At 72.2% G+C, this 23,331-nt stretch carries 21 protein-coding genes; 5 read left to right on the top strand and 16 right to left on the bottom strand.

The window, feature by feature from the left end; all coding sequences use genetic code 11:
- Positions 1-227: 227 nt before the first annotated feature.
- The 4 genes from PJ985_RS13615 to PJ985_RS13630 all read right to left on the bottom strand — a co-directional run bounded on the left by PJ985_RS13615 (position 228) and on the right by PJ985_RS13630 (position 8,568).
- Positions 228-1,688 carry a glutamate synthase subunit beta gene (locus PJ985_RS13615; RefSeq protein WP_271683975.1) on the bottom strand — a complete coding sequence of 487 codons (1,461 nt, stop codon included), beginning with the start codon at positions 1,686-1,688 and terminating at the stop codon, positions 228-230.
- A complete protein-coding gene (gene gltB, locus PJ985_RS13620) occupies positions 1,681-6,216 on the bottom strand; it encodes a glutamate synthase large subunit (RefSeq protein ID WP_271684047.1) in 4,536 nt (1,511 codons plus the stop codon). Before gltB ends, PJ985_RS13615 begins: the two co-directional genes overlap by 8 nt.
- A gap of 365 nt (positions 6,217-6,581) precedes the next feature.
- Positions 6,582-7,697 (bottom strand): prolipoprotein diacylglyceryl transferase, encoded by a 1,116-nt coding sequence (gene lgt / locus PJ985_RS13625; protein WP_271683976.1) that lies wholly within the window; start codon positions 7,695-7,697, stop codon positions 6,582-6,584.
- A 115-nt stretch (positions 7,698-7,812) separates the two neighbouring features.
- Positions 7,813-8,568, bottom strand: coding sequence for a DsbA family protein (locus PJ985_RS13630; protein ID WP_271683977.1), 756 nt, complete (start codon positions 8,566-8,568; stop codon positions 7,813-7,815).
- A 110-nt stretch (positions 8,569-8,678) separates the two neighbouring features.
- Between PJ985_RS13630 and PJ985_RS13635 the strand changes: the two genes are divergently transcribed.
- From PJ985_RS13635 to PJ985_RS13645, 3 genes are read left to right on the top strand one after another with little or no spacing between them, the layout of a single operon-like run.
- Positions 8,679-10,094 carry a hypothetical protein gene (locus PJ985_RS13635; RefSeq protein WP_271683978.1) on the top strand — a complete coding sequence of 472 codons (1,416 nt, stop codon included), beginning with the start codon at positions 8,679-8,681 and terminating at the stop codon, positions 10,092-10,094.
- A gap of 7 nt (positions 10,095-10,101) precedes the next feature.
- Complete coding sequence (locus tag PJ985_RS13640; RefSeq protein WP_271683979.1) at positions 10,102-11,247, top strand: molybdopterin-dependent oxidoreductase; 1,146 nt, start codon at positions 10,102-10,104, stop codon at positions 11,245-11,247.
- On the top strand, positions 11,244-11,678 hold the full coding sequence (locus PJ985_RS13645) for a hypothetical protein (RefSeq protein ID WP_271683980.1): 435 nt from the start codon (positions 11,244-11,246) through the stop codon (positions 11,676-11,678). The genes PJ985_RS13640 and PJ985_RS13645 overlap by 4 nt, the downstream gene beginning before the upstream one ends.
- Here the strand turns inward: PJ985_RS13645 and PJ985_RS13650 are convergent.
- Genes PJ985_RS13650 through PJ985_RS13660 form a run of 3 tightly spaced genes read right to left on the bottom strand, consistent with a single transcriptional unit; the run spans position 11,639 to position 13,640 of the window.
- Entirely contained in the window at positions 11,639-12,313 is a 675-nt protein-coding gene (locus tag PJ985_RS13650; RefSeq protein WP_271683981.1) for a class I SAM-dependent methyltransferase, read from the bottom strand. The two genes, PJ985_RS13645 and PJ985_RS13650, sit on opposite strands and share 40 nt — an antisense overlap.
- Positions 12,310-12,960, bottom strand: a complete 651-nt coding sequence (locus tag PJ985_RS13655) for a TIGR04282 family arsenosugar biosynthesis glycosyltransferase (RefSeq protein WP_271683982.1) — start codon at positions 12,958-12,960, stop codon at positions 12,310-12,312. The genes PJ985_RS13650 and PJ985_RS13655 overlap by 4 nt, the downstream gene beginning before the upstream one ends.
- Before the next feature lie 5 nt (positions 12,961-12,965).
- Complete coding sequence (locus tag PJ985_RS13660) at positions 12,966-13,640, bottom strand: glycosyltransferase family 2 protein (RefSeq protein WP_271683983.1); 675 nt, start codon at positions 13,638-13,640, stop codon at positions 12,966-12,968.
- 123 nt (positions 13,641-13,763) lie between these two features.
- On the opposite strand from PJ985_RS13660, the gene PJ985_RS13665 reads away from it, so the two are divergent.
- Both PJ985_RS13665 and PJ985_RS13670 read left to right on the top strand, forming a co-directional pair.
- The gene (locus tag PJ985_RS13665) at positions 13,764-14,456 is read left to right on the top strand and encodes a response regulator transcription factor (protein ID WP_271683984.1); all 693 of its coding nucleotides are present in this window, start codon (positions 13,764-13,766) and stop codon (positions 14,454-14,456) included.
- Between the two features lie 92 nt (positions 14,457-14,548).
- Complete coding sequence (locus tag PJ985_RS13670; RefSeq protein ID WP_271683985.1) at positions 14,549-15,691, top strand: sensor histidine kinase; 1,143 nt, start codon at positions 14,549-14,551, stop codon at positions 15,689-15,691.
- A 67-nt stretch (positions 15,692-15,758) separates the two neighbouring features.
- On the opposite strand, the gene PJ985_RS13675 is transcribed toward PJ985_RS13670, so the two are convergent.
- The 9 genes from PJ985_RS13675 to PJ985_RS13710 form a co-directional block, all read right to left on the bottom strand.
- Entirely contained in the window at positions 15,759-16,823 is a 1,065-nt protein-coding gene (locus PJ985_RS13675) for an NAD-dependent epimerase/dehydratase family protein (RefSeq protein ID WP_271683986.1), read from the bottom strand.
- A 163-nt stretch (positions 16,824-16,986) separates the two neighbouring features.
- Entirely contained in the window at positions 16,987-17,811 is an 825-nt protein-coding gene (gene trpA, locus PJ985_RS13680) for a tryptophan synthase subunit alpha (RefSeq protein WP_271683987.1), read from the bottom strand.
- Positions 17,808-19,049 carry a tryptophan synthase subunit beta gene (gene trpB, locus PJ985_RS13685; protein ID WP_271683988.1) on the bottom strand — a complete coding sequence of 414 codons (1,242 nt, stop codon included), beginning with the start codon at positions 19,047-19,049 and terminating at the stop codon, positions 17,808-17,810. The genes trpA and trpB overlap by 4 nt, the downstream gene beginning before the upstream one ends.
- 63 nt (positions 19,050-19,112) lie before the next feature.
- Entirely contained in the window at positions 19,113-19,274 is a 162-nt protein-coding gene (trpM, locus tag PJ985_RS23465) for a tryptophan biosynthesis modulator TrpM (protein WP_443033480.1), read from the bottom strand.
- 2 nt (positions 19,275-19,276) lie between these two features.
- A complete protein-coding gene (gene trpC, locus PJ985_RS13690) occupies positions 19,277-20,083 on the bottom strand; it encodes an indole-3-glycerol phosphate synthase TrpC (protein WP_271683989.1) in 807 nt (268 codons plus the stop codon).
- A 226-nt stretch (positions 20,084-20,309) separates the two neighbouring features.
- On the bottom strand, positions 20,310-20,723 hold the full coding sequence (locus tag PJ985_RS13695) for a DUF2752 domain-containing protein (protein ID WP_271683990.1): 414 nt from the start codon (positions 20,721-20,723) through the stop codon (positions 20,310-20,312).
- Positions 20,724-20,821: 98 nt separating this feature from the next.
- Positions 20,822-21,103, bottom strand: a complete 282-nt coding sequence (locus PJ985_RS13700) for an HGxxPAAW family protein (protein WP_271683991.1) — start codon at positions 21,101-21,103, stop codon at positions 20,822-20,824.
- A gap of 98 nt (positions 21,104-21,201) precedes the next feature.
- Positions 21,202-21,804, bottom strand: a complete 603-nt coding sequence (locus PJ985_RS13705) for a TIGR02234 family membrane protein (RefSeq protein ID WP_271683992.1) — start codon at positions 21,802-21,804, stop codon at positions 21,202-21,204.
- On the bottom strand, positions 21,801-23,327 hold the full coding sequence (locus PJ985_RS13710; RefSeq protein ID WP_271683993.1) for an anthranilate synthase component I: 1,527 nt from the start codon (positions 23,325-23,327) through the stop codon (positions 21,801-21,803). The genes PJ985_RS13705 and PJ985_RS13710 overlap by 4 nt, the downstream gene beginning before the upstream one ends.
- Between the last annotated feature and the right edge of the window lie 4 nt (positions 23,328-23,331).

Here is a 23,331-nt window from a genome sequence, read left to right on the forward strand (position 1 = left end):
CTCTGGTGCCTGCGAATACCCCGTACATCACGGATAAATCTCGAAACCGCAACGGGAAAGACAAGCAGTGGGCTCCCCCATACTCCTGACTCACCGTCAGGCACGAGGAGGGAGCCGGGGCGGGAGTCCCGGTCGTGGACATGCCGCGGCGCCTGCCTCCGGTCGGGGAGTGGCAGGCGCCGCGGCGGTGTCCGTACGACGCTGTACGGGCAGTCGGTCGGGCCGGATCAGACCGTCAGGGAACGGTCCGTCGGCCGGATGGGGTAAGGCAGGGCGCTGCGGCCGGTCAGCAGACGGTCCACGCCCCGGGCCGCGGCCCGGCCCTCGGCGATGGCCCACACGATCAGCGACTGACCGCGCCCGGCGTCACCGGCGACGAAGACACCGGGGACGTTGGTCGCGTAGTCGGCGTCCCGCTCGATGTTGCCGCGGGCGTCCATCTCCAGGCCGAACTGCTGGACCAGACCGTTCTCCTGGTCCACGCCGGTGAAGCCCATGGCGAGGGTGACGAGCTGGGCGGGGATCTTCCGCTCCGTGCCGGGCTTCTGCTCCAGCTTCCCGTCCTTGAACTCGACCTCGATCATGTGCAGCCACTGGACGTCGCCGTTCTCGTCGCCCTCGAAGTGGGTCGTGGAGACGGAATAGACCCGCTCCCCGCCCTCCTCGTGGGCGCTGGAGACCTTGTAGGTCATCGGGAACGTCGGCCACGGCTGATGGGCCGGGCGGTCCTCACCGGGCTGCGGCATGATCTCCAATTGGGTGACGGACGCCGCGCCCTGGCGGTGCGCCGTCCCCACGCAGTCGGCACCGGTGTCACCGCCGCCGATGACCACGACGTGCTTGCCCTCGGCGGAGACCGGCGAGGTGATGAAGTCGCCCTCCTGCACCTTGTTGGCCAGCGGCAGGTACTCCATCGCCTGGAGGACGCCGTTCAGCTCGCGTCCGGGCACCGGCAGATCACGGGCCGTGGTGGCGCCCGCGGCGATGACGACCGCGTCGTAGCGCTTGCGCAGCCGGTTCGCGTCGATGTCGCGGCCGACCTCCACACCGGTACGGAACTTGGTGCCCTCCGCACGCATCTGCTCGATGCGGCGGTTGATGTGCCGCTTCTCCATCTTGAATTCGGGAATGCCGTACCGCAGCAGCCCGCCGATGCGGTCAGCGCGTTCGTACACCGCGACGGTGTGTCCCGCACGGGTCAGCTGCTGGGCGGCGGCCAGACCGGCCGGTCCGGAGCCGACCACGGCGACGGTCTTGCCGGACAGCCGCTCCGGGGGCTGCGCGGTGACGTTCCCGGACTCCCACGCCCGGTCGATGATGGTGACCTCGACGTTCTTGATGGTCACCGCGGGCTGGTTGATGGCCAGCACACACGCGGACTCGCACGGTGCCGGGCAGAGGCGTCCGGTGAACTCCGGGAAGTTGTTGGTGGCGTGCAGCCGCTCGCTGGCGGCCTCCCAGTCCTCGCGGTAGGCGTAGTCGTTCCACTCGGGGATCAGGTTCCCCAGCGGACAGCCGTTGTGACAGAACGGGATACCGCAGTCCATGCACCGGCCGGCCTGCTTGCTGATGATCGGCAGCAGAGAGCCGGGGACGTAGACCTCGTTCCAGTCCTTGACGCGCTCCTCGACGGGGCGGGAGCGGGCGCCCTCGCGCCCGGTGGTGAGAAAGCCCTTCGGGTCAGCCATGGGTCGCCGCCTCCATCATCTTCTCGTGGGTCTCGGACTCGCTGAGCCCGGCCCGCTCGGCGGCTTCCTTGGCGGCGAGCACGGCCTTGTACGTGAGCGGAGTGATCTTGCTGAAGCGTCCGACGGCCGTCTCCCAGTCGGCGAGCAGCGTGGCCGCGACGGTGGAGCCGGTCTCCTGCTGATGGCGTTGCACCACGTCGTGCAGCCACTCCCGGTCGGCATCGTCCAGCGCGATGACCGCCTCCAGGTTGCCGGGGTTGACGTTGCCCTGGTCCAGGTCGAGCACGTAGGCGGCGCCACCGGACATGCCGGCGCCGAAGTTGCGGCCGGTGTCACCGAGGATGACCGCCGCGCCGCCCGTCATGTACTCGCAGCCGTGGTCACCGACGCCCTCGGCGACCACCGTGGCGCCGGAGTTGCGGACGCAGAACCGTTCGCCCACCCGGCCGCGCAGGAACAGCTCACCGCCGGTCGCACCGTAGGCGAGGGTGTTGCCCGCGATGGTGGAGAACTCCGCCAGGTGATCGGCGTTGCGGTCCGGGCGCACCACCAGCCGGCCACCGGAGAGGCCCTTGCCGACGTAGTCGTTGGCGTCCCCCTCCAGGCGCAGCGTGACGCCGCGCGGCAGGAAGGCGCCGAAGGACTGACCCGCGGAGCCGGTGAGGGTGATGTCGATGGTGTCCTCGGGCAGCCCGGCGCCGCCGAACCGCTTGGTCACCTCGTGCCCGAGCATCGTGCCGACGGTGCGGTTGATGTTGCGGATCGCGACCTGGGCGCGGACCGGCTCGGCTTCCTCCGCGGTCGGTGCGGCCAGCGCGTCCTGGGACAGCTTGATCAGCTCGTTGTCGAGCGCCTTCTCCAGACCGTGGTCCTGGCTGGTGCTGTGGTGACGGCCGGTGCCCTCGGGCAGCTCGGGCACGTGCAGCAGGGGGGCCAGATCCAGGCCGGCGGCCTTCCAGTGGTCCACCGCGCGGCTGGTGTCCAGCAGCTCGGCGTGGCCGACGGCCTCCTCGAGGCTGCGGAACCCGAGCTCGGCCAGCAGTTCGCGGACCTCCTCGGCGACGAACTGGAAGAAGTTGACGACATGCTCGGCCTTGCCCGCGTAGCGCTCGCGCAGGACCGGGTTCTGGGTGGCGATGCCGACCGGGCAGGTGTCCAGGTGGCACACCCGCATCATGACGCAGCCGGAGACGACCAGCGGGGCGGTGGAGAAGCCGAACTCCTCCGCTCCCAGCAGGGCCGCGACGAGCACGTCCCGGCCGGTCTTCAGCTGACCGTCGGTCTGCACCACGATGCGGTCCCGCAGACCGTTGAGCAGCAGGGTCTGCTGGGTTTCGGCGAGGCCCAGCTCCCAGGGGCCGCCCGCGTGCTTGAGCGAGGTCAGCGGGGAGGCGCCGGTACCGCCGTCGTGTCCGGAGATCAGCACGACATCGGCGTGGGCCTTGGAAACGCCCGCTGCCACGGTGCCGACACCCACCTCGGAGACCAGCTTGACGTGAATGCGCGCCGCGGGGTTGGCGTTCTTCAGGTCGTGGATGAGCTGGGCGAGGTCCTCGATGGAGTAGATGTCGTGGTGCGGGGGCGGGGAGATCAGGCCGACGCCCGGGGTGGAGTGCCGGGTCTTCGCCACCCACGGGTAGACCTTGTGGCCGGGCAGCTGGCCGCCCTCACCGGGCTTGGCGCCCTGCGCCATCTTGATCTGGATGTCGTCGGAGTTGACCAGGTATTCGCTGGTGACGCCGAACCGTCCGGAAGCCACCTGCTTGATGGAGCTGCGCCGCTCCGGGTCGTGGAGCCGGTCGGCGTCCTCGCCGCCCTCCCCGGTGTTCGACTTGGCCCCGAGCCGGTTCATGGCGATGGCGAGGGTCTCGTGGGCCTCCTGGGAGATGGAGCCGTAGCTCATCGCGCCGGTGGAGAACCGCTTGACGATCTCGCTGACCGGCTCGACCTCCGCCAGCGGGACGGGGGCGCGCTCGCCCGCCTTGAAGCCGAACAGCCCGCGCAGCGTCATGAGCCGCTCGGAGTGCTCGTTCACCCGCTCGGTGTACTGCTTGAAGATGTCGTAGCGGCGTTCCCGGGTGGCGTGCTGGAGCCGGAAGACGGTGTCCGGGTCGAACAGGTGGGGCTCGCCCTCACGCCGCCACTGGTACTCGCCGCCGATCTCCAGGTTCCGGTGCGCCGGGGCAATGCCGGAGGAGGGGTATGCCTTGGCGTGCCGGGCGGCCACCTCCTTGGCGACCACGTCCAGGCCGATGCCGCCGAGCTTGGTGGTGGTGCCCTGGAAGTAGGTGTCCACGAAGGTCTCGTCCAGCCCGATGGCCTCGAAGACCTGCGCGCCCCGGTAGGAGGCGACGGTGGAGATGCCCATCTTGGACATGACCTTCAGCACGCCCTTGCCGAGCGCCTTGATCAGGTTGCGGATGGCCGCCTCGGGCTCCAGGCCGGGCACGTCCTGGAAGAAGGTGCCGGCCCGCACCAGGTCCTCGACCGACTCCATGGCCAGGTACGGGTTGACGGCGGCCGCGCCGTAGCCGATGAGCAGCGCGACGTGGTGGACCTCGCGGACGTCACCGGCCTCGATGAGCAGGCCCACCTGGGTGCGCTGCTTGGTCCGGATCAGGTGGTGGTGCACCGCGGAGGTGAGCAGCAGCGAGGGGATGGGGGCGTGCTCGGCGTCGGAGTGCCGGTCGGAGAGCACGATGATGCGGGCGCCGTCGGCGATCGCGGCGTCCGTCTCGGCGCAGATCTCGGCGAGGCGGTCGGCCAGCGCCCGGCCTCCGCCGGCCACCCGGTACAGACCGGAGAGGGTGGTGGACTCGAAGCCCGGGAGGTTGCCGTCGGCGTTGACGTGGATGAGCTTGGCCAGCTCGTCGTTGTCGATCACCGGGAACGGCAGGTTGACGCTGCGGCAGGACGCCGCGGTGGGCTCGAGCAGGTTGCCCTGCGGGCCCAGGGAGGAGTGCAGGGAGGTGATCAGCTCTTCCCGGATGGCGTCCAGCGGCGGGTTGGTGACCTGCGCGAACAGCTGGGTGAAGTAGTCGAAGATCAGCCGTGGCCGGTCCGAGAGGACGGCGATGGGGGTGTCGGTGCCCATGGAGCCGATGGGTTCCATGGCGGCCTTGGCCATCGGGACGAGCAGCACCCGCAGCTCTTCCTCGGTGTAGCCGAAGGTCTGCTGGCGGCGGGTGACCGAGGCGTGGGTGTGCACGATGTGCTCGCGCTCGGGCAGGTCGGCCAGGCCGATCAGACCGGTCTCCAGCCACTCGCCGTAGGGGTGCTCGGCGGCGAGCCCGGCCTTGATCTCGTCGTCCTCGATGATGCGGTGCTCGGCGGTGTCGACGAGGAACATCCGGCCCGGCTGGAGCCGGCCCTTGCGCACGACCCGGGCCGGGTCGATGTCCAGGACTCCGACCTCGGAGGACAGTACGACCAGCCCGTCGTCGGTGACCCAGTACCGGCCCGGGCGCAGACCGTTGCGGTCCAGGACGGCGCCGACCTGCACGCCGTCCGTGAAGGTGACGCAGGCCGGTCCGTCCCAGGGCTCCATGACGGTGGAGTGGAACTGGTAGAAGGCACGGCGCTGCGGGTCCATCGACTCGTGGTTCTCCCACGCCTCGGGGACCATCATCAGGACGGCGTGCGGAAGCGACCGGCCGCCCAGGTGCAGCAGCTCCAGCACCTCGTCGAAGGTGGCGGAGTCGGAGGCTTCCGGGGTGCAGACGGGGAAGGTCCGCTCCAGGGCCTGCTGGTCCCCGAAGAGGTCGCTGACCAGCTGGGACTCCCGGGCCCGCATCCAGTTGCGGTTGCCCTTGACGGTGTTGATCTCACCGTTGTGGGCGACGAACCGGTAGGGGTGGGACAGCGGCCAACTGGGGAAGGTGTTGGTGGAGAACCGGGAGTGCACCAGTGCGACCGCGGAGGCCAGTCGGCGGTCGGAGAGGTCGGGGAAGAAGGGCTCGAGCTGGCCGGTGGTGAGCATGCCCTTGTAGACGATGGTCCGGGCGCAGAGCGAGGGGAAGTACACCCCGGCCTCGCGCTCGGCGCGCTTGCGCAGCACGAAGGCCAAGCGGTCCAGGGCCAAGCCCTCCCGCTCACCTTCGGCGTCCGCGACGAACAGCTGCCGGAACGCGGGCATGACCTCCCGGGCGGCGGCGCCGAGCAGCTCCGGGGCCACGGGGACGTCACGCCAGCCGAGCACCGTCAGGTGCTCCTCGGCGGCGATGGCCTCGATCCGCTCGGCGGCGGCTGCGGCCTCACCGGGGGCGGCCGGGAGGAAGGCGATGCCGACCGCGTAGCCACCGGCGGCCGGCAGCCGGAAGGACACGTTCTCGCGCAGGAAGAGGTCCGGGACCTGCAGGAGGATGCCCGCACCGTCACCGGTGTCGGGGTCGCTGCCGGTGGCACCTCGGTGTTCCAGGTTGCGCAGCACGGTGAGCGCCTGGTCCACGAGCTCGTGGGTGGGGACACCGGTGAGAGTGGCGACGAAGCCGACACCGCAGGCGTCGTGCTCGTTGGCCGGGTCGTACATCCCCTGCTTGGCCGGATGGGACGCAGAACGCATCGGCTCTCCCGTCGTCGTCTGTGGCAAATGGTGATTGCCCAGGGACGACGTTGGCCCTGGCGCGAAAATTTTCGTGCAGATTACACGATGGCTCAGCACCCACGAAGCGGGATACTCGCGTCCACATTTCGGACGAGACCACGCGAACCACACGGGCAACCGGCGGTTTCACACCGCACGGAGAGTAGGAATGACGCGGGCCTCACTGCCCGCGGGCTGGGAGCATATGCCCCGTGACGGCGGTTTGAAACCGCCGGGTAACAAGAATCACCGGTCGGGACGCACCGTCGTCATACAAACGGTACCTCCCAACCGGTGAGGTGGGACTGCTGTCAGCTTTCCCGGGAGTCCTTGCCGCCGCTGGAGTCCCCCGCGTCCTTCCGGGTGTCCGTGGCGGGGCCGGTGTCCTTCCCGGTGCCGGAAGCGGTGCCGGCGGCTCCGTCGCCGTCGCCGGAAGCGGCCTCCTCGGTGTCCGCGGCGGCCTTGGTACCGGCGGGTGCCGCCACGGTGTCGACGGCCGTGGCCCCGGCGGGTTCGCCGCTCCCGGCCTTCCCGGAGCTCTCAGCACCTGCCTCGCCCTTGCCGCTGTCGTCCGCGTCGGCGGCCTGCTCACCACCGGTGTCCGGGGCCTCGTCACCCGCGCCGGGCTCGACCACGTCCTCCCGGCCGGGGCGGCTGCGGGCGGAGAGCACGAAGTAGGCGACCGCGGCGAGGAAGACCGCGACGGCGGTCCAGTTGTTCAGCCGCAGCCCGAACACCTCGTGGGCCTCGTCGATCCGGAGGTACTCGATCCAGAACCGGCCCACCGTGTAGGCGGCGACGTACAGCGCGAACGCCCGGCCGTGGCCGAGCCGGAACCGGCGGTCGGCCCAGATGACCAGGGCTCCGACCCCGATGCACCAGAGCGACTCGTAGAGGAACGTGGGGTGGAAGGTTTCGATACCGAGGGCGGTGTCGATCTCCAGCGCCCACGGCAGATCCGTGGGGCGGCCGTACAGCTCCTGGTTGAACCAGTTGCCCCAGCGCCCGATCGCCTGGGCGAACGCGATGCCCGGAGCGACCGCGTCGGCGAAAGCGGGCAGCGGGATGCCGCGACGGCGGCAGGCGAACCACGCGCCCAGCGCACCACCCGCGATGGCGCCCCAGATGCCGATCCCGCCGTCCCAGATACGGAAAGCGTCGACCCAGTCCCGCCCCTCGCCGAAGTACAGCTGGTAGTCCGTGGCGACGTGGTATACCCGGGCGCCGACCAGCCCGAACGGCACGGCCCACACCGCGATGTCGGCGACGGTGCCAGGCTTCCCGCCCCGCGCCACCCACCGCCGTCCGCCGAGCCAGATGGCGAGGAACACACCCGCGATGATGCACACGGCATAGCCGCGCAACGGCAGCGGCCCGAGATGAATCTCACTCGTGCCCGGGCTCGGAATTGAGGCAAGGATCTCCATGATGCCCCGACGCTACCGCGCCCCACCCGCCCCATGGAATCCCGCCGGTGCATCGGGGGCCGTCGGGGCTCCGGCAGCTGTCACCACCGTGGCGCAGCTGCCGGAGCCGGACCGGTCAGGAGGCGTCGGCGGCGATCTTCTCGACACGCTCACGGAGGCGGTCCGGGGTCAGCGGGTCGGCGGGGTCGCCGAAGATGCTGTCGCCGTTCAGCAGAATAGTGGGAGTGCCTGCATGTCCGGCCTCCAGGAAGTCTTCGTGCAGGCGCTCCACCCAGCCCTCGTGCGCGCCGTCCATGACGCAACCGCGGAACGTGTCGGTGTCGAGGCCCTCGACCCCGCCGGCCAGCTCCAGCAGCAAATTTTTGTCGGCGAACGGGTCGGCGGCCTCGTCGGCCTCGTGGGCGAAGAGCGCGTCGTGGTACTCGGTGAACCGGCCCTCGTCCCGGGCACAGGCCACGGCATTCGCCGCGTTCATCGAGCCCGTACCGCCCCGGCCCTCGTCGATGATGGTGACGGAGTGGTACTCGGTCCTCAGCTTCCCCTCCTTCTCCAGGTCGCGGATGGTGTCCTTGAACGCCCCCTCGAACTGGGCGCAGGCCGGACACCGGAAGTCCTCGTAGACGGTGAGAGTCGCCGGGGCCTCCGCCTGCCCCTGGGAGATGGGGGACGCCGCCGGCAGGCTGCTCTCCTCGCCGTCACCGCCCGCACCGGCCACCACATAGCCGACGATCCCGGCCAGCACCACCACGGACCCTGCCGCCCCCAGCACCTTGACGGTGCGCAGCCGCTTGCGCGCGGCTTCCTCGCGCTCCCGCTCCGCGTGCAGCCGTTCCCGGGCGGTCCGCTTGCCCTCACCAGTGTTCTCGCTCATGTACTGGATCAACGAATCCGCCCTGATCAGGACACGGGAGATCTGACGATGTGGTGACGTCGGCCCGTCGCCGCCGCCCGGGCACGCCTCGGCGGCCTAGCCTGAGACAGGTGACCGTTCCGACGACTCCGAAGGCTTCCCCGGACCCGGCCGACCACGAGCCGGGCCCCACCGGGCTGCGGGCCGACCTGATCACCGCGTCCGTGGCGGTGCTGCTCTTCGCGACGGCGGCCGTCGTCGGTGTCGCCGTCAACACCGACGGCCGGCTCTTTCTGCACTGGCCGCCGCTGTACGCGTGGTGGGATCCGCATCTGGGCCCCGGCACCCCGATGGCGCTGGTCGTCGCGGGAGTGACGGTCCTCCACGGGCCCTCCCTCGCACAGCGGCTCAGCTGGGGCCGGCTGCTCGGGGTCTCCGTCGCCGGCTCGCTGGCCTGGATGTTCTCCCTGGCCATGATCGACGGTTGGCAGCGCGGGATCGCCGGACGTCTGGAGGCCCGCCACGAATACCTGGCGGCGGTGGACCGCACCGAGGACGTCGGGCACTTCCTGCGCACCTACACCGACCACATCCTGCTCACCTCGCCGGACAACTGGCCGGTGCATGTGGCCGGGCACCCGCCGGCCGCGCTGCTGACCTTCTCCGGCCTGGACCGGATCGGGCTGGGCGGCGGGGCCTGGGCCGCGATGTTCGTCCTGGTGACCGCCGCCACCGCCGCGGCGGCCGTGCTCGTCACCGTGCGCACCCTGGCCGGGGAGGATCTCGCCCGCAGGGCGGCGCCCTTCATGGTCCTGGTACCCGCCGCGGTGTGGATGGGGGTGTCGGCCGACGCCTGGTTCGCCGCCGTGGCCGCCTGGGCGATCGCCCTGCTGGCCCTGTCGGCCACCGGCCGGACCCGGTGGCCGCGCGCTGCGGCGCTCGGATCCGGACTGCTGTTCGGGCTCCTGCTCTACCTGTCCTACGGGCTGGTACTCATGGGTTTGCTGGGGCTGACAGTCCTGCTGGCGGCGCGGACCTGGCGTCCGCTGCCGTGGCTCGTGCTCGGCGTGCTGGCCTGGGTCGCGGTGTTCACCGCGGCCGGCTTCTGGTGGTTCGACGGGTACTTCCTGCTGGTCGAGCGCTACTACCAGGGGGCGGCCCGGCTGCGTCCGTACGAGTACTTCGTGTGGGCCAACCTGGCCACGCAGGTGGTGACCGCCGGGACCGCGACCGTCGTCGGCCTGCGCCGGGCCGCGGTGGCCCTGCCGGACACCGCCCGGGAGGGGGTGCGGTCGCTGTGGCGGGAACGCCGTCCGGTCTCCGGCCGCACCGCGCTGATCCTGCTGGTCTCGGCCGCCGTGCTGATCATGCTGCTGGCGAGTCTTTCCGGTATGGGCAAGGCGGAGACGGAACGGATCTGGCTCCCTTTCGTCCTCTGGGCCGTGCCCGCCACCGCCCTGCTGCCGCGCGGCTGGCACCGGGGGTGGCTGGCCGCCCAGGCAGCGGTGGCACTCACCGTCAACCATCTGCTCTTCACCGGGTGGTGAGATCCCGGTGACCGTGGTGACACGGTGGTGGCCGCGGTTCCGCGGCAGACTGCACGAACCCCGCACCGCCACCGCCGTCGGCCGCTGGCTGGCCGCCGGCGTCCTGGTGTGTTTCGTGACCGGGCTGATCAGTCACCTCCTGCAGACCCCGCCGGGCTGGCTGGCGCCCCGGCTGCCGTCCCGTCCGGTGTCGGGTTACCGGGTGACCCAGGGGCTGCACGTGGCCACCGGCATCGCGCTGGTTCCGCTGCTGCTGGTGAAGCTGTGGGCGGTGTATCCACGGCTGTTCGTGCGGCCTCCGGTCCGCTCGGTGCGGCACGCGCTGGAACGGCTGTCGGTGGCCGTCCTGGTGTCCGCGGCACTGCTCGAGGTGGTCCTGGGCCTGGTCAACATCGTGCAGTGGTACCCCTGGCCGTTCTCCTTCCGGCCGGTGCACTGGGCGCTCGCCTGGGTACTGGTCGGCGCCCTGCTGCTGCACCTGGCGGTGAAGGCCCCGGAGATCACCGCGCACTGGCGGAAGGACGGCCCCGGCAGCCGGGAACTGCCGGCGGCGGACGCCGGCGACCGCCGCTCCCTGCTGCTGGGGATGGGGGCGGCGGTGGGCACGGTGACCCTGCTGACCGCGGGGCAGTCGGCCGCGCCGCTGCGGCCCCTGAACCTGCTGGCCCCCCGGCATCCGGACCACACCGAGCAGGGGCTGCCGGTGAACCGCACGGCAGCCGCCGCAGGCGTCACCGGGGAGGCGGTGGCCACGGACACCTGGCGGCTGCGGGTGGACGGCCCGCGGGCCTACGAGCTGTCGCTGGCGGAACTCGGCGCACTCCCGTCCCACCGGGAACGGCTGCCCATCGCCTGCGTGGAGGGGTGGAGTGCCTCGGCCCGGTGGGACGGGGTGCGGATCCGGGACCTGCTGGACCTCGCGGGCGCCCCGGCCGACGCCTTCGTGCGGGTGGTGTCCCTGCAGACCAGGGGCGCCTTCTCGGTGATGGAGATGGGACCCGGCTACGCGCGGGATCCGCTGACCCTGCTGGCCCTGCGGGTCAACGACGAGACGCTGTCGGCGAATCACGGATTTCCGGCCCGGATCATCGCACCCAACCGGCCGGGGGTGTGGCAGACCAAGTGGGTCACCCGGATCGAGGTGCTGCCGTGAGGGTGCTGCGCCTGGGGCTGGGGTCGGTGGGCATCCTGCTGATGGGGCTGGGTGCCTGGTACCTGACGGACGGCGGCCGGGAGGTGACGGCGGCCCTGCGGGTGGTGCCCTGGCTGGCGGGCGTGGTGGTGCTGCACGACCTGCTGCTGGCCCCGCTGGTCCTGCTGGCGGGCTGGGCCCTGTGGCGCCTGCCGGCCGGGCGGCCGGTGCGCGGCGGGCTGCTGGTGGCCGGCTGCGTGACCCTGATCACGCTGCCGGCGCTCCTCCGGCCCGGCCCGCCGCGCGATCCGACCGCACTCCCGCTGGACTACCCCCGGAACCTGACGCTGGTGCTCGCGGGAATCGCCCTGGTCACCGCCGTGCTGTGGTGGCGGGAGGTACGGCGCGGCGGTCAGCGCGGGCAGCGCAGCTCCACGAAAGGGCGGCCGTGAGCCGTCCACTGACCCGTCTCGGTCCACCCGGCGCGCCCCGCGTGGGCCCTCAGCGCGCGGAGGCCGACCCGCGCCCAGCGGAATGCCGAGCCCCGGTGACCGCGGTCATTGACCAGCCGGGCCTCGACCCGTTCGTCGACCTCCGCGGCTGCGGCCTCGACGAACAGCGCACCGCCCGGGGCGGTCACCGACCGGATCCGCTCCAGCAGGGCACCGGGGTCGCCTCCGATGCCGATGTTGCCGTCGAGCAGCAGCGCGCTGGTCCAGTGGCCTTCGCGCGGCAGCGGCTCGAAGACCGAGGCGAGCAGCGCGCTGCCGCCACTGCTGACGGTCCGTTCGACGGCCGCCGGGGTCACGTCGATGCCGAGCACCTGATGGCCCCGGCGGGCCAGATGGGTGACGATCCGGCCGGGCCCGCAGCCGATGTCCAGCACGCTGCCCCGGCAGCGCCGCAGCACGGACCGGTCGGCGGGGTCCGGGCCGGCACACCAACGGGACACGTCCAGCGGCAGCAGCCAGCCGTCGGCCCGCTCGAGGTACAGCGGGCCGCGGCCGGCCAGCAGGGCCTCGGTGTAGGGGTCGGCGGCCCAGGCCGGCGCCGGGCGGTCGGGAGCCCGGGATGGGGTGAGGGTCATGTGGTGGCGCCCTCCCGGGTGCCTGCGTGCGCTGCGGGGAACCGCCGGCCGACCGCGATCCGGGCGATGACCGCGGCGTCCTGGGCGGTGTCCATGTCCCGCAGTTCGGGCAGCCGGTGCACGTCCAGCCCGGCCCCGGTCAGTCTGCGCAGCTGCTCCCGGCCGGTGACGGAGGTGGACATCGGGACGCCGCGCACCAGTGCCGGATCGGGCCGGGCCATCCCGAGAGCCCAGAAGCCGCCGTCCTCGGCAAGGCCGATCCAGGCGGTGCAGGGGGTCGGCCAGCCGCCGGGGCCGGTGGCCGGGGCGAGCAGCGCGGGCGTGACCTGCGGGGTGTCCATGCCGATCAGCAGAGCTGGTCCGGCGCAGCCGGCGAACGCCGCGGCGATCCGCTCGTCCAGGCCGCCGGTGGCCTGCGGGACCACCTCGAACCCCGGGGGGAGCCAGGGGCCGGGGCGGCCCTCGAGTACCAGGACGCGGCGGGCGGCGGGCACCCGGAGCACGGTGTCCAGGGTGTCGGCGAGCGAGGCCTCCGCGAGCCGGGCCGCCTGCTGCGGGCTGAAGGGCGGGGTGAGCCGGGTCTTGACCCGGCCGGGGAGCGGCTCTTTGGCGATCACGAGGAGAGTGGTGGCTCCCCGGGGAGCCACGGCCTTCACTTGAGCACCGCCCGCATGTCGTGAACGGCCTGCCAGGTTCCCCGCCAGGTTCCGGTCACCTTGGACCGGCCGGTCCGCGGTCGGTAGGGCACTTCTGTCTCCTCGATACGCCAGCCTGAGTCCGCAGCCCGGACCACCATTTGCAGCGGGTACCCGCTGCGCCGGTCCGTAAGCTCCAGGCCCAGCAGGTCCTTTCGCCGGGCCACCCGCATCGGTCCGAGGTCGCGGAGCCGTACACCGGTGCGCCGGCGGACCAGCACGGAGAGGGCGAGGTTCCCGGCGCGGGCGTGCAGCGGCCAGGCACCCCGGCCGGTGGGGCGGCGCCTGGCCAGCACCAGGTCGGCGTCCCCTGCCGCCACCGGCTGTGCCACCCGCGCCACCTCCGAAGGGTCGAGGGAGGCGTCGCAGTCGCAGAAGGCGACGAGTTCGGACTCGGCGGCCAGCAGGCCGGCGTGGCAGGCGGAGCCGAATCCCTTGCGGGGCTCGTGGACGACCGTCGCGCCGAGCCGTTCGGCGATCCGGGCCGATCCATCGGTGGAGCCGTTGTCCACGACCACCGCCCGCCAGCCGTCCGGAATCCGGTTGAGCACCCAGGGCAGGGCCTCCGACTCGTTCAGGCACGGCAGCACGATGTCGCCGAGGTGGCCGTGTTCAGGTGGGGAGTGAGTCATTCCCCTTACCCTACGAAGACAACAGGAACATAACGGGACGCTAGCATCTTACGGAATTCTGACGTCGCATCCGGCGCCGCGCATGTCCGGATTTTCCCCAGCTCTTGAGGTGAGACTCGCCGCATGGATCAGCCGCAGCAGCGCGTCCTCGTCGTGGACGACGACCCCACGGTGACCGAGGTGGTCACCACCTATCTCGACCGGGCGGGTTTCCTGGTGGACCGTGCCTCGGACGGGCCCGGGGCTCTGGACCGGGCTGCTGCCACGCCTCCGGACCTGGTCGTGCTCGACCTGATGCTGCCCGGGCTGGACGGCCTGCAGGTGTGCCGGCGGCTGCGGGCCAAGGGACCGGTGCCGGTCGTCATGCTGACCGCCCGTGGCGACGAGGAGGACCGCATTCTCGGGCTGGAGGTGGGGGCGGACGACTACGTGACCAAGCCCTTCAGCCCTCGCGAGCTGGTGCTGCGGGTGGCCTCCGTGCTGCGGCGCACCGGTCCGGCAGCACCGGGGGGTGAGCTGCTGCACGGCGGGGGCATCACGCTGGACCCGGCGGCCCGGTACGCCCGGGACGCCCGGGGACTGCTCACGCTGACGCTCCGTGAGTTCGATCTGCTGGCCCACTTCCTGCGGCACCCGGGCCGGGCCTTCAGCCGTGAGGAGCTCATGACCACGGTCTGGGGGTGGGACTTCGGTGACCTGTCGACCGTGACCGTGCATGTGCGGCGGCTGCGGCACAAGGTCGAGCACGACCCCGCACGACCCCGGCTGATCACCACGGTCTGGGGGGTCGGCTACCGCTTCGACGGTGAGGGCTGACCAGGGAGCACCGATGGCGGGCGGCTTTCCCTGAGTGCGGTACACAGGTACTCAGGTATCCGGAGGCACATGCAGGAGCAAGAGGGAGGGCCGTGAACGAACAGGCGGCGCGCGAGCTGCTGGTGATCGCCCTGCACGCCGCGGTCGGGGCAGCCGCCGCCGGAGCGGCGGGCGCACTGGTGCTGCTGGCCGTGCGGCGGCGTCCGGTCGCCGTGTCCCTGGCCGTCCTGACTGCCGTCACCGTCGGCGCCATGCTCGCGGGGACACTGTCGGTGGCCCGGTCGATGTTCCTCTCCCGGCACGATCTGGCCGTCGTGACCACGGTCGGTGCGGTGGCCGCGCTGGCCGCCACCGTCACCGCCTTACTGCTGGGGCGCTGGGTGAGCACCGGACACCGGGCGCTGGAACGGGCAGCCCGGACCCTCGGTGAGGGCGGCGGGTTCGCCCTGCCCAGCGTACCGATGCCCGCGGAGCTGGCCTCTCTGGCCCGGCAGCTGACCGTCACTCATGACCAGCTGACCCGCTCCCGGGAGCGGGAGCAGGCTCTGGAGTCCTCCCGCCGTGAGCTGGTCGCCTGGATCTCCCACGACCTGCGCTCACCGCTGGCCGGGCTGCGCGCCATGGCCGAAGCGCTGGAGGACGGCATCGCCGAGGACCCGGACCGCTACCACCAGCAGATCCGCAGCGAGGTGGAACGGCTCAGCGACATGGTCGGAGACCTGTTCGCGCTGTCCCGGATCCAGGCCGGGTCGCTGGCGCTGACGCCCGCCCGGATGTCGGTCTACGACCTGATCAGCGACGCCATAGCCGGGGCCGACCCGCTGGCGCGGGAACGCGGGGTGCTGCTCGCCGACCGCGGGGTGGAGCCGGTCCCGGTGGAGGTGGACGGCAGGGAGATGAGCCGGGTACTCGCCAATCTGCTGGTCAACGCAATCCGCCGGACCCCAGCGGACGGGACGGTCGCGGTGGCGGCGGGCCGCCGCGGAGACTCCGTCGTGCTGTCGGTCACGGACGGCTGCGGAGGCATACCGGCGAAGGATCTGCCCCGGGTGTTCGACCCCGGCTGGCGCGGGGAGGATGCCCGCACCCCGCCGGCCGGGGCAGGGCTCGGGCTGGCCATCGTGCGCGGCATCGTCGAGGCGCACCGCGGCACCACCGGAGTCCGCAACGTGCCGGGCGGCTGCCGCTTCGAGGTGACGCTGCCCGCCGCCCGCCCGGACCTTGCCCGCCACTGACCCGGGGGAGACCGGGGTCCCGACCCTGGTCAGACCAGAAGACCGCTCGCGCCACGACGGCGGACCGTCAGGACGCCCCGGTGATCCCGCGTCGCGGCTCCTCGCCGCGCAGCGGTGCGAGCGCGAAGCGGGCCATGCCCTCGGCGAAGGCGACCCGGGGCCGCCAGCCCAGCTCCTCGCGCAGCCGCTGGGAGGAGGCGGTGATGTGCCGCACGTCCCCCAGCCGGTACTCACCGGTGATCCGCGGTTCCGGGCCGCCGTGAGCGACCGCCAGCTCACGCGCCATCTCGCCCACGGTGTGCGGATCACCGCTGCCCGTGTTGTACGCCCGCAGGGTGCCCGCCGGCCGCTCCGGCAGGGCGGCGAGCGCCACCACATTCGCCGCTGCCACGTCCTCCACATGCACGAAGTCCCGGCGCTGCGCCCCGTCCTCGAAAACCTGCGGCGCTTCGCCCCGCTCCAGGGCGGACCGGAAGAAGGAGGCGACCCCGGCGTACGGTGTGTCACGTGGCATCCGGTCGCCGTAGACATTGTGGTAGCGGAGGCTGACGGCCCGCCCGTCGGTGGAGCGCGCCCAGGAGGCGGCCAGGTGTTCCTGCGCCAGCTTGGTCGTGGCATAGACGTTGCGAGGGTCCGTCGGCGCGTCCTCGCCCACCAGACCGGGGACCAGTTGCTCCTTGCAGTGCGGGCACAGCGGCTCGAAACGGCCCGCCGCCAGGTCGGCGACGTCCCGCGGGCCGGGACGTACGACGCCGTGCCGCGGGCAGTCGTAACGGCCCTCCCCGTAAACCACCATGGAGCCGGCCAGCACCAGATCGCGGACGCCCGCCTCGGCCATCGCGCCCAGCAGGACGGCGGTGCCCAGGTCGTTGCAGCTCACGTACGCGGGGGCGTCCGCGAAGTCCTTCCCCAGGCCCACCATCGCCGCCTGATGACAGACCGCGTCCACCCCGGCCAGGGCACGTGCCACCAGCTCCGCGTCCCGGACGTCCGCCTGGAACCAGGGGACGTCCGGCAGGTGGTGGCTGCGGGGGAGGGTGTCCAGCACCACCGGTACGTGACCGGCGGTCAGCAGGGCGTCGACGATGTGCGAGCCGATGAAGCCGGCTCCTCCGGTGACCAGTACGCGCATGCCCGCAACGCTAGTGCCTGGAGGGCCGATCCGTGGGGGCCGCGCCGTGCGGCCGGCCGGCTTCCGGTGCGGCGGACCGGCCCGCGGCCGGGCGGGCGCCGGTCCGACGGTGCGTGCGCCCGGCCGGAGTCCGCAGTGCACGGGATTCCGGCCGGGCCGGCGGTCAGGTCCGGCGGACGCCCGCGGCCAGCTCCCCGGCAAGCTCACGGACGGCACGCCGGCCGGCCTCCGGATCGTCGGCATGGTCGAGCACCCGCTTCACGAAAGCGGTGCCGACGATCACCCCGTCGGCGAACCGGGCCACCTCGGCGGCCTGTCCGGCGTCGGAGACTCCCAGGCCCACACAGACCGGAAGGCCGGTGGTCGCCCGGGTGCGCCGGACCAGGTCCTGGGCCTCGTGGCTGACCGATTCCCGGGTGCCGGTGACCCCCATGAGGGAAGCGGCGTAGACGAATCCGCTGCCCGCCGCGGTGATCGTGGCGATCCGCTGGTCCCGGCTGCTGGGGGCGACGACGAAGACGGTGGCCAGGCCGTGCAGCTGGGCGGCCTTCTGCCAGTCGCCGGACTCCTCCACGGGCAGGTCCGGCAGGATGCAGCCCGCTCCCCCGGCCTCGGCCAGCTCGGCGGCGAAGCGCTCCGGCCCGTACCGGTCCACCGGGTTCCAGTAGGTCATGCACAGCACGGGCGCGCCGGTTGCCGTGTGCACCTCCCGGACCGTGCGCAGGACGTCGGCGATCCGCACACCGCCGCGCAGGGCGATGTCGTCGGCGGTCTGGATGACCGGGCCGTCGAGCACCGGGTCGCTGTGCGGCAGGCCGATCTCGATGATGTCGCAGCCGCCCTCGACCATCGCCGTGACGGCAGCGATACCACCGTCGACGGTGGGGAACCCGGCCGGGAAATAGCCGATGAGGGCGGCCCGGTCCTCGCGCCTGGCATTCGCCAGGGTGCTCCGCAGCAGTTCGATACTGCCGTGTCCGTCGCTCACTTCGCGTCCCCCTCGCCGTCGTACAGCCCGAAATAGCGGGCCGCGGTGTCCATGTCCTTGTCGCCGCGCCCGGAGAGATTGACCAGGAGGAGCGCCTCCGGGCCGAGCTCACGGCCCAGGTCGAGGGCGCCGGCCAGCGCATGGGCACTCTCGATCGCGGGGATGATGCCCTCGGTGCGGGACAGCAGCAGCAGCGCCTGCATCGCCTCCTCGTCGGTGACGGGGCGGTACTCACCGCGCCCGCTGTCCTTGAGGTACGCGTGCTCGGGGCCGATGCCGGGGTAGTCGAGCCCGGCCGAGATGGAGTACGGCTCGGTGATCTGGCCCTCGTCGTCCTGCAGGACGTAGCTCCGCGAGCCGTGCAGGATGCCCGGCTCGCCGGCGGTCAGGGTGGCGGCGTGCTCCCCCGAGGCGACGCCGTGCCCGGCGGCCTCCAGGCCGACCAGCCGCACGTTCTCGTCGGGGATGAACGCGTGGAACAGGCCGATGGCGTTCGAACCGCCGCCGACGCAGGCGGCCACCGCGTCCGGCAGCCGCCCGGCGCGCTCCAGGATCTGCCGGCGGGCCTCGGTGCCGATCACCCGGTGGAAGTCACGGACCAGTGCGGGGAACGGGTGCGGACCGGCAACCGTGCCGAAGAGGTAGTGGGTGCGGTCGACGTTGGCGACCCAGTCCCGGAACGCCTCGTTGATGGCGTCCTTCAGGGTGCGGCTGCCGGAGGTCACCGGCACCACCCGGGCGCCGAGCATCCGCATCCGGGCCACGTTCAGGGCCTGCCGTTCGGTGTCGATCTCGCCCATGTAGATGACGCATTCGAGGCCGAACAGGGCGCAGGCGGTGGCAGTGGCGACGCCGTGCTGGCCGGCCCCGGTCTCGGCGATCACCCGGGTCTTGCCCATCCGGCGGGTGAGCAGGGCCTGGCCGAGGACATTGTTGACCTTGTGCGAGCCGGTGTGGTTGAGGTCCTCCCGCTTGAGGAAGACCCGGGCGCCGCCCGCGTGCTCGGCGAAGCGCGGGACCTCGGTGAGCGCGGTCGGACGGCCGGAATAGTTGACCAGCAGGTCATTGAGCTCGGCGGCGAAGGCAGGATCGTTCTTGGCCTTGTCGTACTCGGCGGCGACCTCCTCCACGGCGGCCCGCAGGGCCTCCGGGACGAAGATCCCGCCGAAGGCACCGAAGTAGCCCTCTGCGGTGGGAACCCGGCCTTCGGTATCGGGCAGGAAGAAGCTTTCGGACATGCGGCAGCCCTTCGGGCAGGAAAGGAAAAGCGGACGGTGACGGGGCGGTGCTGAGCGGCCGGCTCAGCGATGCCATCGCATCCCGTTGATCTGCCCGGGCTCGGAGCCGATGTGATAGCGCACCCGGCGCCCCCGCACCCGGCGGGCGGGCGCACGGCAGCCCCGCGGGCGGCAGCCGCGCGCCAGGCGCGCGAAAGCCGGATCCACCGCGGGGCAGGTCCTCATGGTCAGCGCCCCGATCGCAGGGCGGGGTGGGTGCCGGCGGCGACCAGGTCGGCGACGGCGGCCCGGGGGTCGCGGCCGGTCACCAGCGACTCGCCCACCAGCACCGCGTCCGCACCGTCGTGGGCGTAGGCGATCAGGTCGTGCGGGCCGCGGACACCGGACTCGGCGATCTTCACCAGGTGGTCGGGAATCTCCGGGGCCACCCGGGCGAACGTGCCGCGGTCCACCTCGAGCGTCTTCAGGTTGCGGGCGTTCACCCCGATGATCCGCGCCCCGGCGTCGACCGCCCGCTGCACTTCCTCCTCGTCGTGCACCTCGACCAGCGGAGTCAGCCCCAGGGACTCGGCCCGCTCCACGAGCGACACGAGTGCCTCCTGCTCCAGAGCGGCCACGATCAGCAGGACCAGGTCCGCGCCGTGCGCACGGGCCTCCCACAGCTGGTAGGCCGTGACGATGAAGTCCTTGCGAAGCACCGGGATGTCCACCCGGGCCCGGACCGCTTCGAGGTCGGCGAGGGAGCCGCCGAAGCGCCGCTGCTCGGTGAGCACGGAGATGACGGCGGCGCCGCCCGCCTCGTAGTCGGCGGCGAGCCCTGCCGGGTCGGCGATGGCGGCCAGCGCACCTTTGGACGGGCTGGACCGCTTGACCTCGCAGATCACGGTGACGCCGTCACTGCGGAGAGCGGCCTCGCCGTCCCTCGGCCGCGGGGCCTTCGCGGCGGTCTGCTTGAGATCGTCGAGGCTGACACGCTCCTGCCGCTCGGCAAGGTCGGCGCGGACTCCGTCGATGATCTCGTCGAGAACACTCACGCGAGCGGCCCCTTCCTGTTCGAGTTCCGGTGACGTACGGCCCGCGAAGCGCGGGAACATACAGGAGACGATCGGGTCCGTCGGCGGCTCCGGTGACCGCCCAGTCCTCGGCCGGTCTTCCGGATCCGTACCCGGTCCCTCACCCATGATGGTATCCGCCGCCGGACCGAGGTCCCGCACCCACCCGGACGGTATCCCATATACCGGACATGGGGGGCGAAGCGGTTCAGGGTGCCAGCGCCGCTCCGCCCGGGAGATTGCGCAGCACTGTGAACAACATCACCAGCCCGCCCAGCAGCCAGAAGTGGACGGGTCGCGGGTCGGGGAGCGCGAGCGGCCGGCCACGAACGGCCTGCACCAGCCAGCCGGCCCACACGACCGCGAGTACCGCGCACCCCGCCACCACCAGGGTGTTCGCACTCAGGGCAGCGGCCGCGTCCCCCCGGGTGAGGGCGTGCACACTGCGCAGACCTCCGCAGCCGGGGCAGAACACACCGGTGAGAGCCGGAACGGGGCAGGCCGGGTAACCACCCGGCTCGTTCGGGTCCGTCAGGGCAACCCACGCGGTGGCGGCACCGGCGGCGGCCAGCGCCGCCAGCGGTGCGGTGAGCCGGGTGATCGCCGCACGGGCCGCACGCACGGTCCCAGCCTCGTCCACGGAACGGGGACAGGCAAAAGGCGCGGTACCGATCGGGTGAGCGGGTACCGCGCCGAAAGCCGCCGCGCGAGAGAAGGATCTCAGTCGCGGGCTGTGACCACGATCCGGTCGGATCCGGTGTCGGGGCCTTCCTCGGCCGGCTGCGGACGGCCCTCCCGCACGGCCTTCGGCTCCCCCAGACCCATGGCGTTCATCACCAGACCGACGACGACCCCGAGGACGATCACCACGAGCCCGGCCACGACACCGAGGGGTTCGGCCATCACCATGAAGACAGCACCGACGGTGAAGCCGAGCAGGATGATGATGACGCAGGTCCAGGCAGCAGGGTTGTTTCCGTGACCGTGGCTGTTGCCCGCCATGATGTGCTCCTCGGTGGTTCGGCTAACGGGGTGCGCGCCGGGATGCGCCGGAACCATTGTGCACACCCGTTTCGCGGCCCTTGCACCGGACCTCCCGGTCAGGTGGGGTCCTCACCGCGGTCCAGGGCCTTCCAGAGGTCCTCGGGCTTGTCCGGATCGCTCCCGCCCCGCGGGGCACGGCGCTCCGCGCGCTCGTACCGGCTGGACATCGCCGGCCAGTGCCGGCCGTACACGAGGGCCAGCAGACCGGCGCAGAGCAGCAGCACGCCGCCGAGGGCGGACACCCACGGCCAGCCGGTGTGGCTCACCCCGGTGACCGCGGCCGAGGCCAGGCCGGTCGCCTCGGCGGCACGGTGCTCCAGAGCGGCGGTGTCGCCGAGGTCCCGCAGAGCGGCGGCGAGGATACCGGCACCGCTCAGGGCAAGCACCGCGGCGACGACCCGCCGACCGGTCCGGCGCACGGCGAACACCGCGACCAGGGCGGCGAGACCCACCAGGGCCAGAGCGCTGGGGAGCCCGGAGACGGCGCTGCCGTCGGCTGTGACGCGCAGTTCACCACCGGTGGCCGTGGCCGTCCCCTCGGCCCAGGTCTGGCCGGCCGCGATGAGCACGGCCGCGGCCCCGAACGCTCCGCAGAGCAGCGCGAGGCCGAGGGCACGACGGGAGGCGCGGGGGCTGCGGGAGGAGGGCTCGCGGGTCACCCGTCCACGCTACCGCGCAACTTCCGGGCCGTGCCGATCGCCCTCAGGACGGCCGCGGCCTTGTTCCGGCACTCGGTGTCCTCGGCCACCGGGTCGGAGTCGGCAACCACCCCGGCCCCCGCCTGCACGTAGGCGGTGCCGTCCCGCAGCACGGCGGTGCGGATGGCGATGGCGGTGTCGGCATCGCCCGCGAAGTCCAGGTAGCCGACGCAGCCGCCGTAGACCCCGCGCCGGGTCGGTTCCAGCTCCTCGATGATCTGCAGGGCCCGTGGCTTGGGTGCCCCGGAGAGGGTGCCCGCGGGGAAACAGGCGGTCAGCGCGTCGAACGCGGTGCGGCCCGGCGCGAGCCGGCCCGTCACCGTGGACACGATGTGCATCACGTGGCTGTAGCGCTCCAGGGACATGAAGTCGACCACCTCGACGCTGCCCGGACGGCAGACCCGGCCCAGGTCATTGCGGCCGAGATCCACCAGCATGAGGTGCTCCGCCCGCTCCTTGGGGTCGGCCATCAGCTCCTCACCGAGGGCGGCGTCCTCCTGCGGAGTGTCACCCCGCGGCCGGGTGCCGGCGATGGGGTGCAGCAGCGCCTGCCCGTCGTCGACCTTCACCAGCGCCTCGGGGCTGGAGCCGACGATGTCGAACCCTCCCTCACTGTCCGGGCCCCCCTCACCGGGCAGCCGCAACAGATACATGTAAGGGCTGGGGTTGGTGGCCCGCAGCACCCGGTAGACGTCGAGCGCACTGGCCTCGCAGGGGGTTTCGAACCGCTGGGAGGGGACGACCTGGAAGGCGTCGCCGGCCCGGATGCGCTCCTTGATGTCGTCGACCGCCTCCCGGAACGCCTCCCCGCCCCAGCGGGCGGTGAAGTCCGGCACCTCGGAGGGAGGCAGCGCCGCGGCGCCGCCGGGCGAGGGCCTGGCGAGGTCGGCGGTCATGGCGTCGAGCCGGGCCACCGCGTCGGCATGAGCCTCGTCGACCCCGGTGTCCAGGTCATTGTGGTTGACGGCGTTGGCGATCAGCAGCACGGTCCCGTCGCGGTGATCGAGCACCGCGAGGTCGGTGGCGAGCAGCATGGTCATTTCGGGCAGCCGCAGATCGTCAACGGTGCTCTCCCCGATCCGTTCGAGGCGGCGCACCACGTCGTAGCCGAGGTAACCGACCATGCCGCCGGTGAACGGGGGCAGGCTGGGGTCGCGGGGGGTGTGCAGTGCCTCGACGGTCTGCCGCAGCGCCTGCAGCGGGTCGCCGGTGGTGGGCAGCCCGACCGGCGGGGTGCCCAGCCAGTGGGCGCGGCCTTCCCGCACCGTGAGCGCGGCGGCGCTGCGCACCCCGATGAAGGAGTAGCGGGACCAGGTGCGCCCGTTCTCCGCGGACTCCAGCAGGAAGGTGCCGGGCCGTTCCGCGGCGAGCTTGCGGTACAGCCCGATGGGGGTGTCGCCGTCAGCGAGCAGGCGCCGGGTGACCGGGATCACCCGGCGGTCCTTCGCCCGTACCCGGAAGGTGTCGAGGTCCTCAGTCGTCATGCCT

This window comes from Streptomyces sp. ACA25, assembly GCF_028200735.1.
GTDB lineage: Bacteria > Actinomycetota > Actinomycetes > Streptomycetales > Streptomycetaceae > Streptomyces.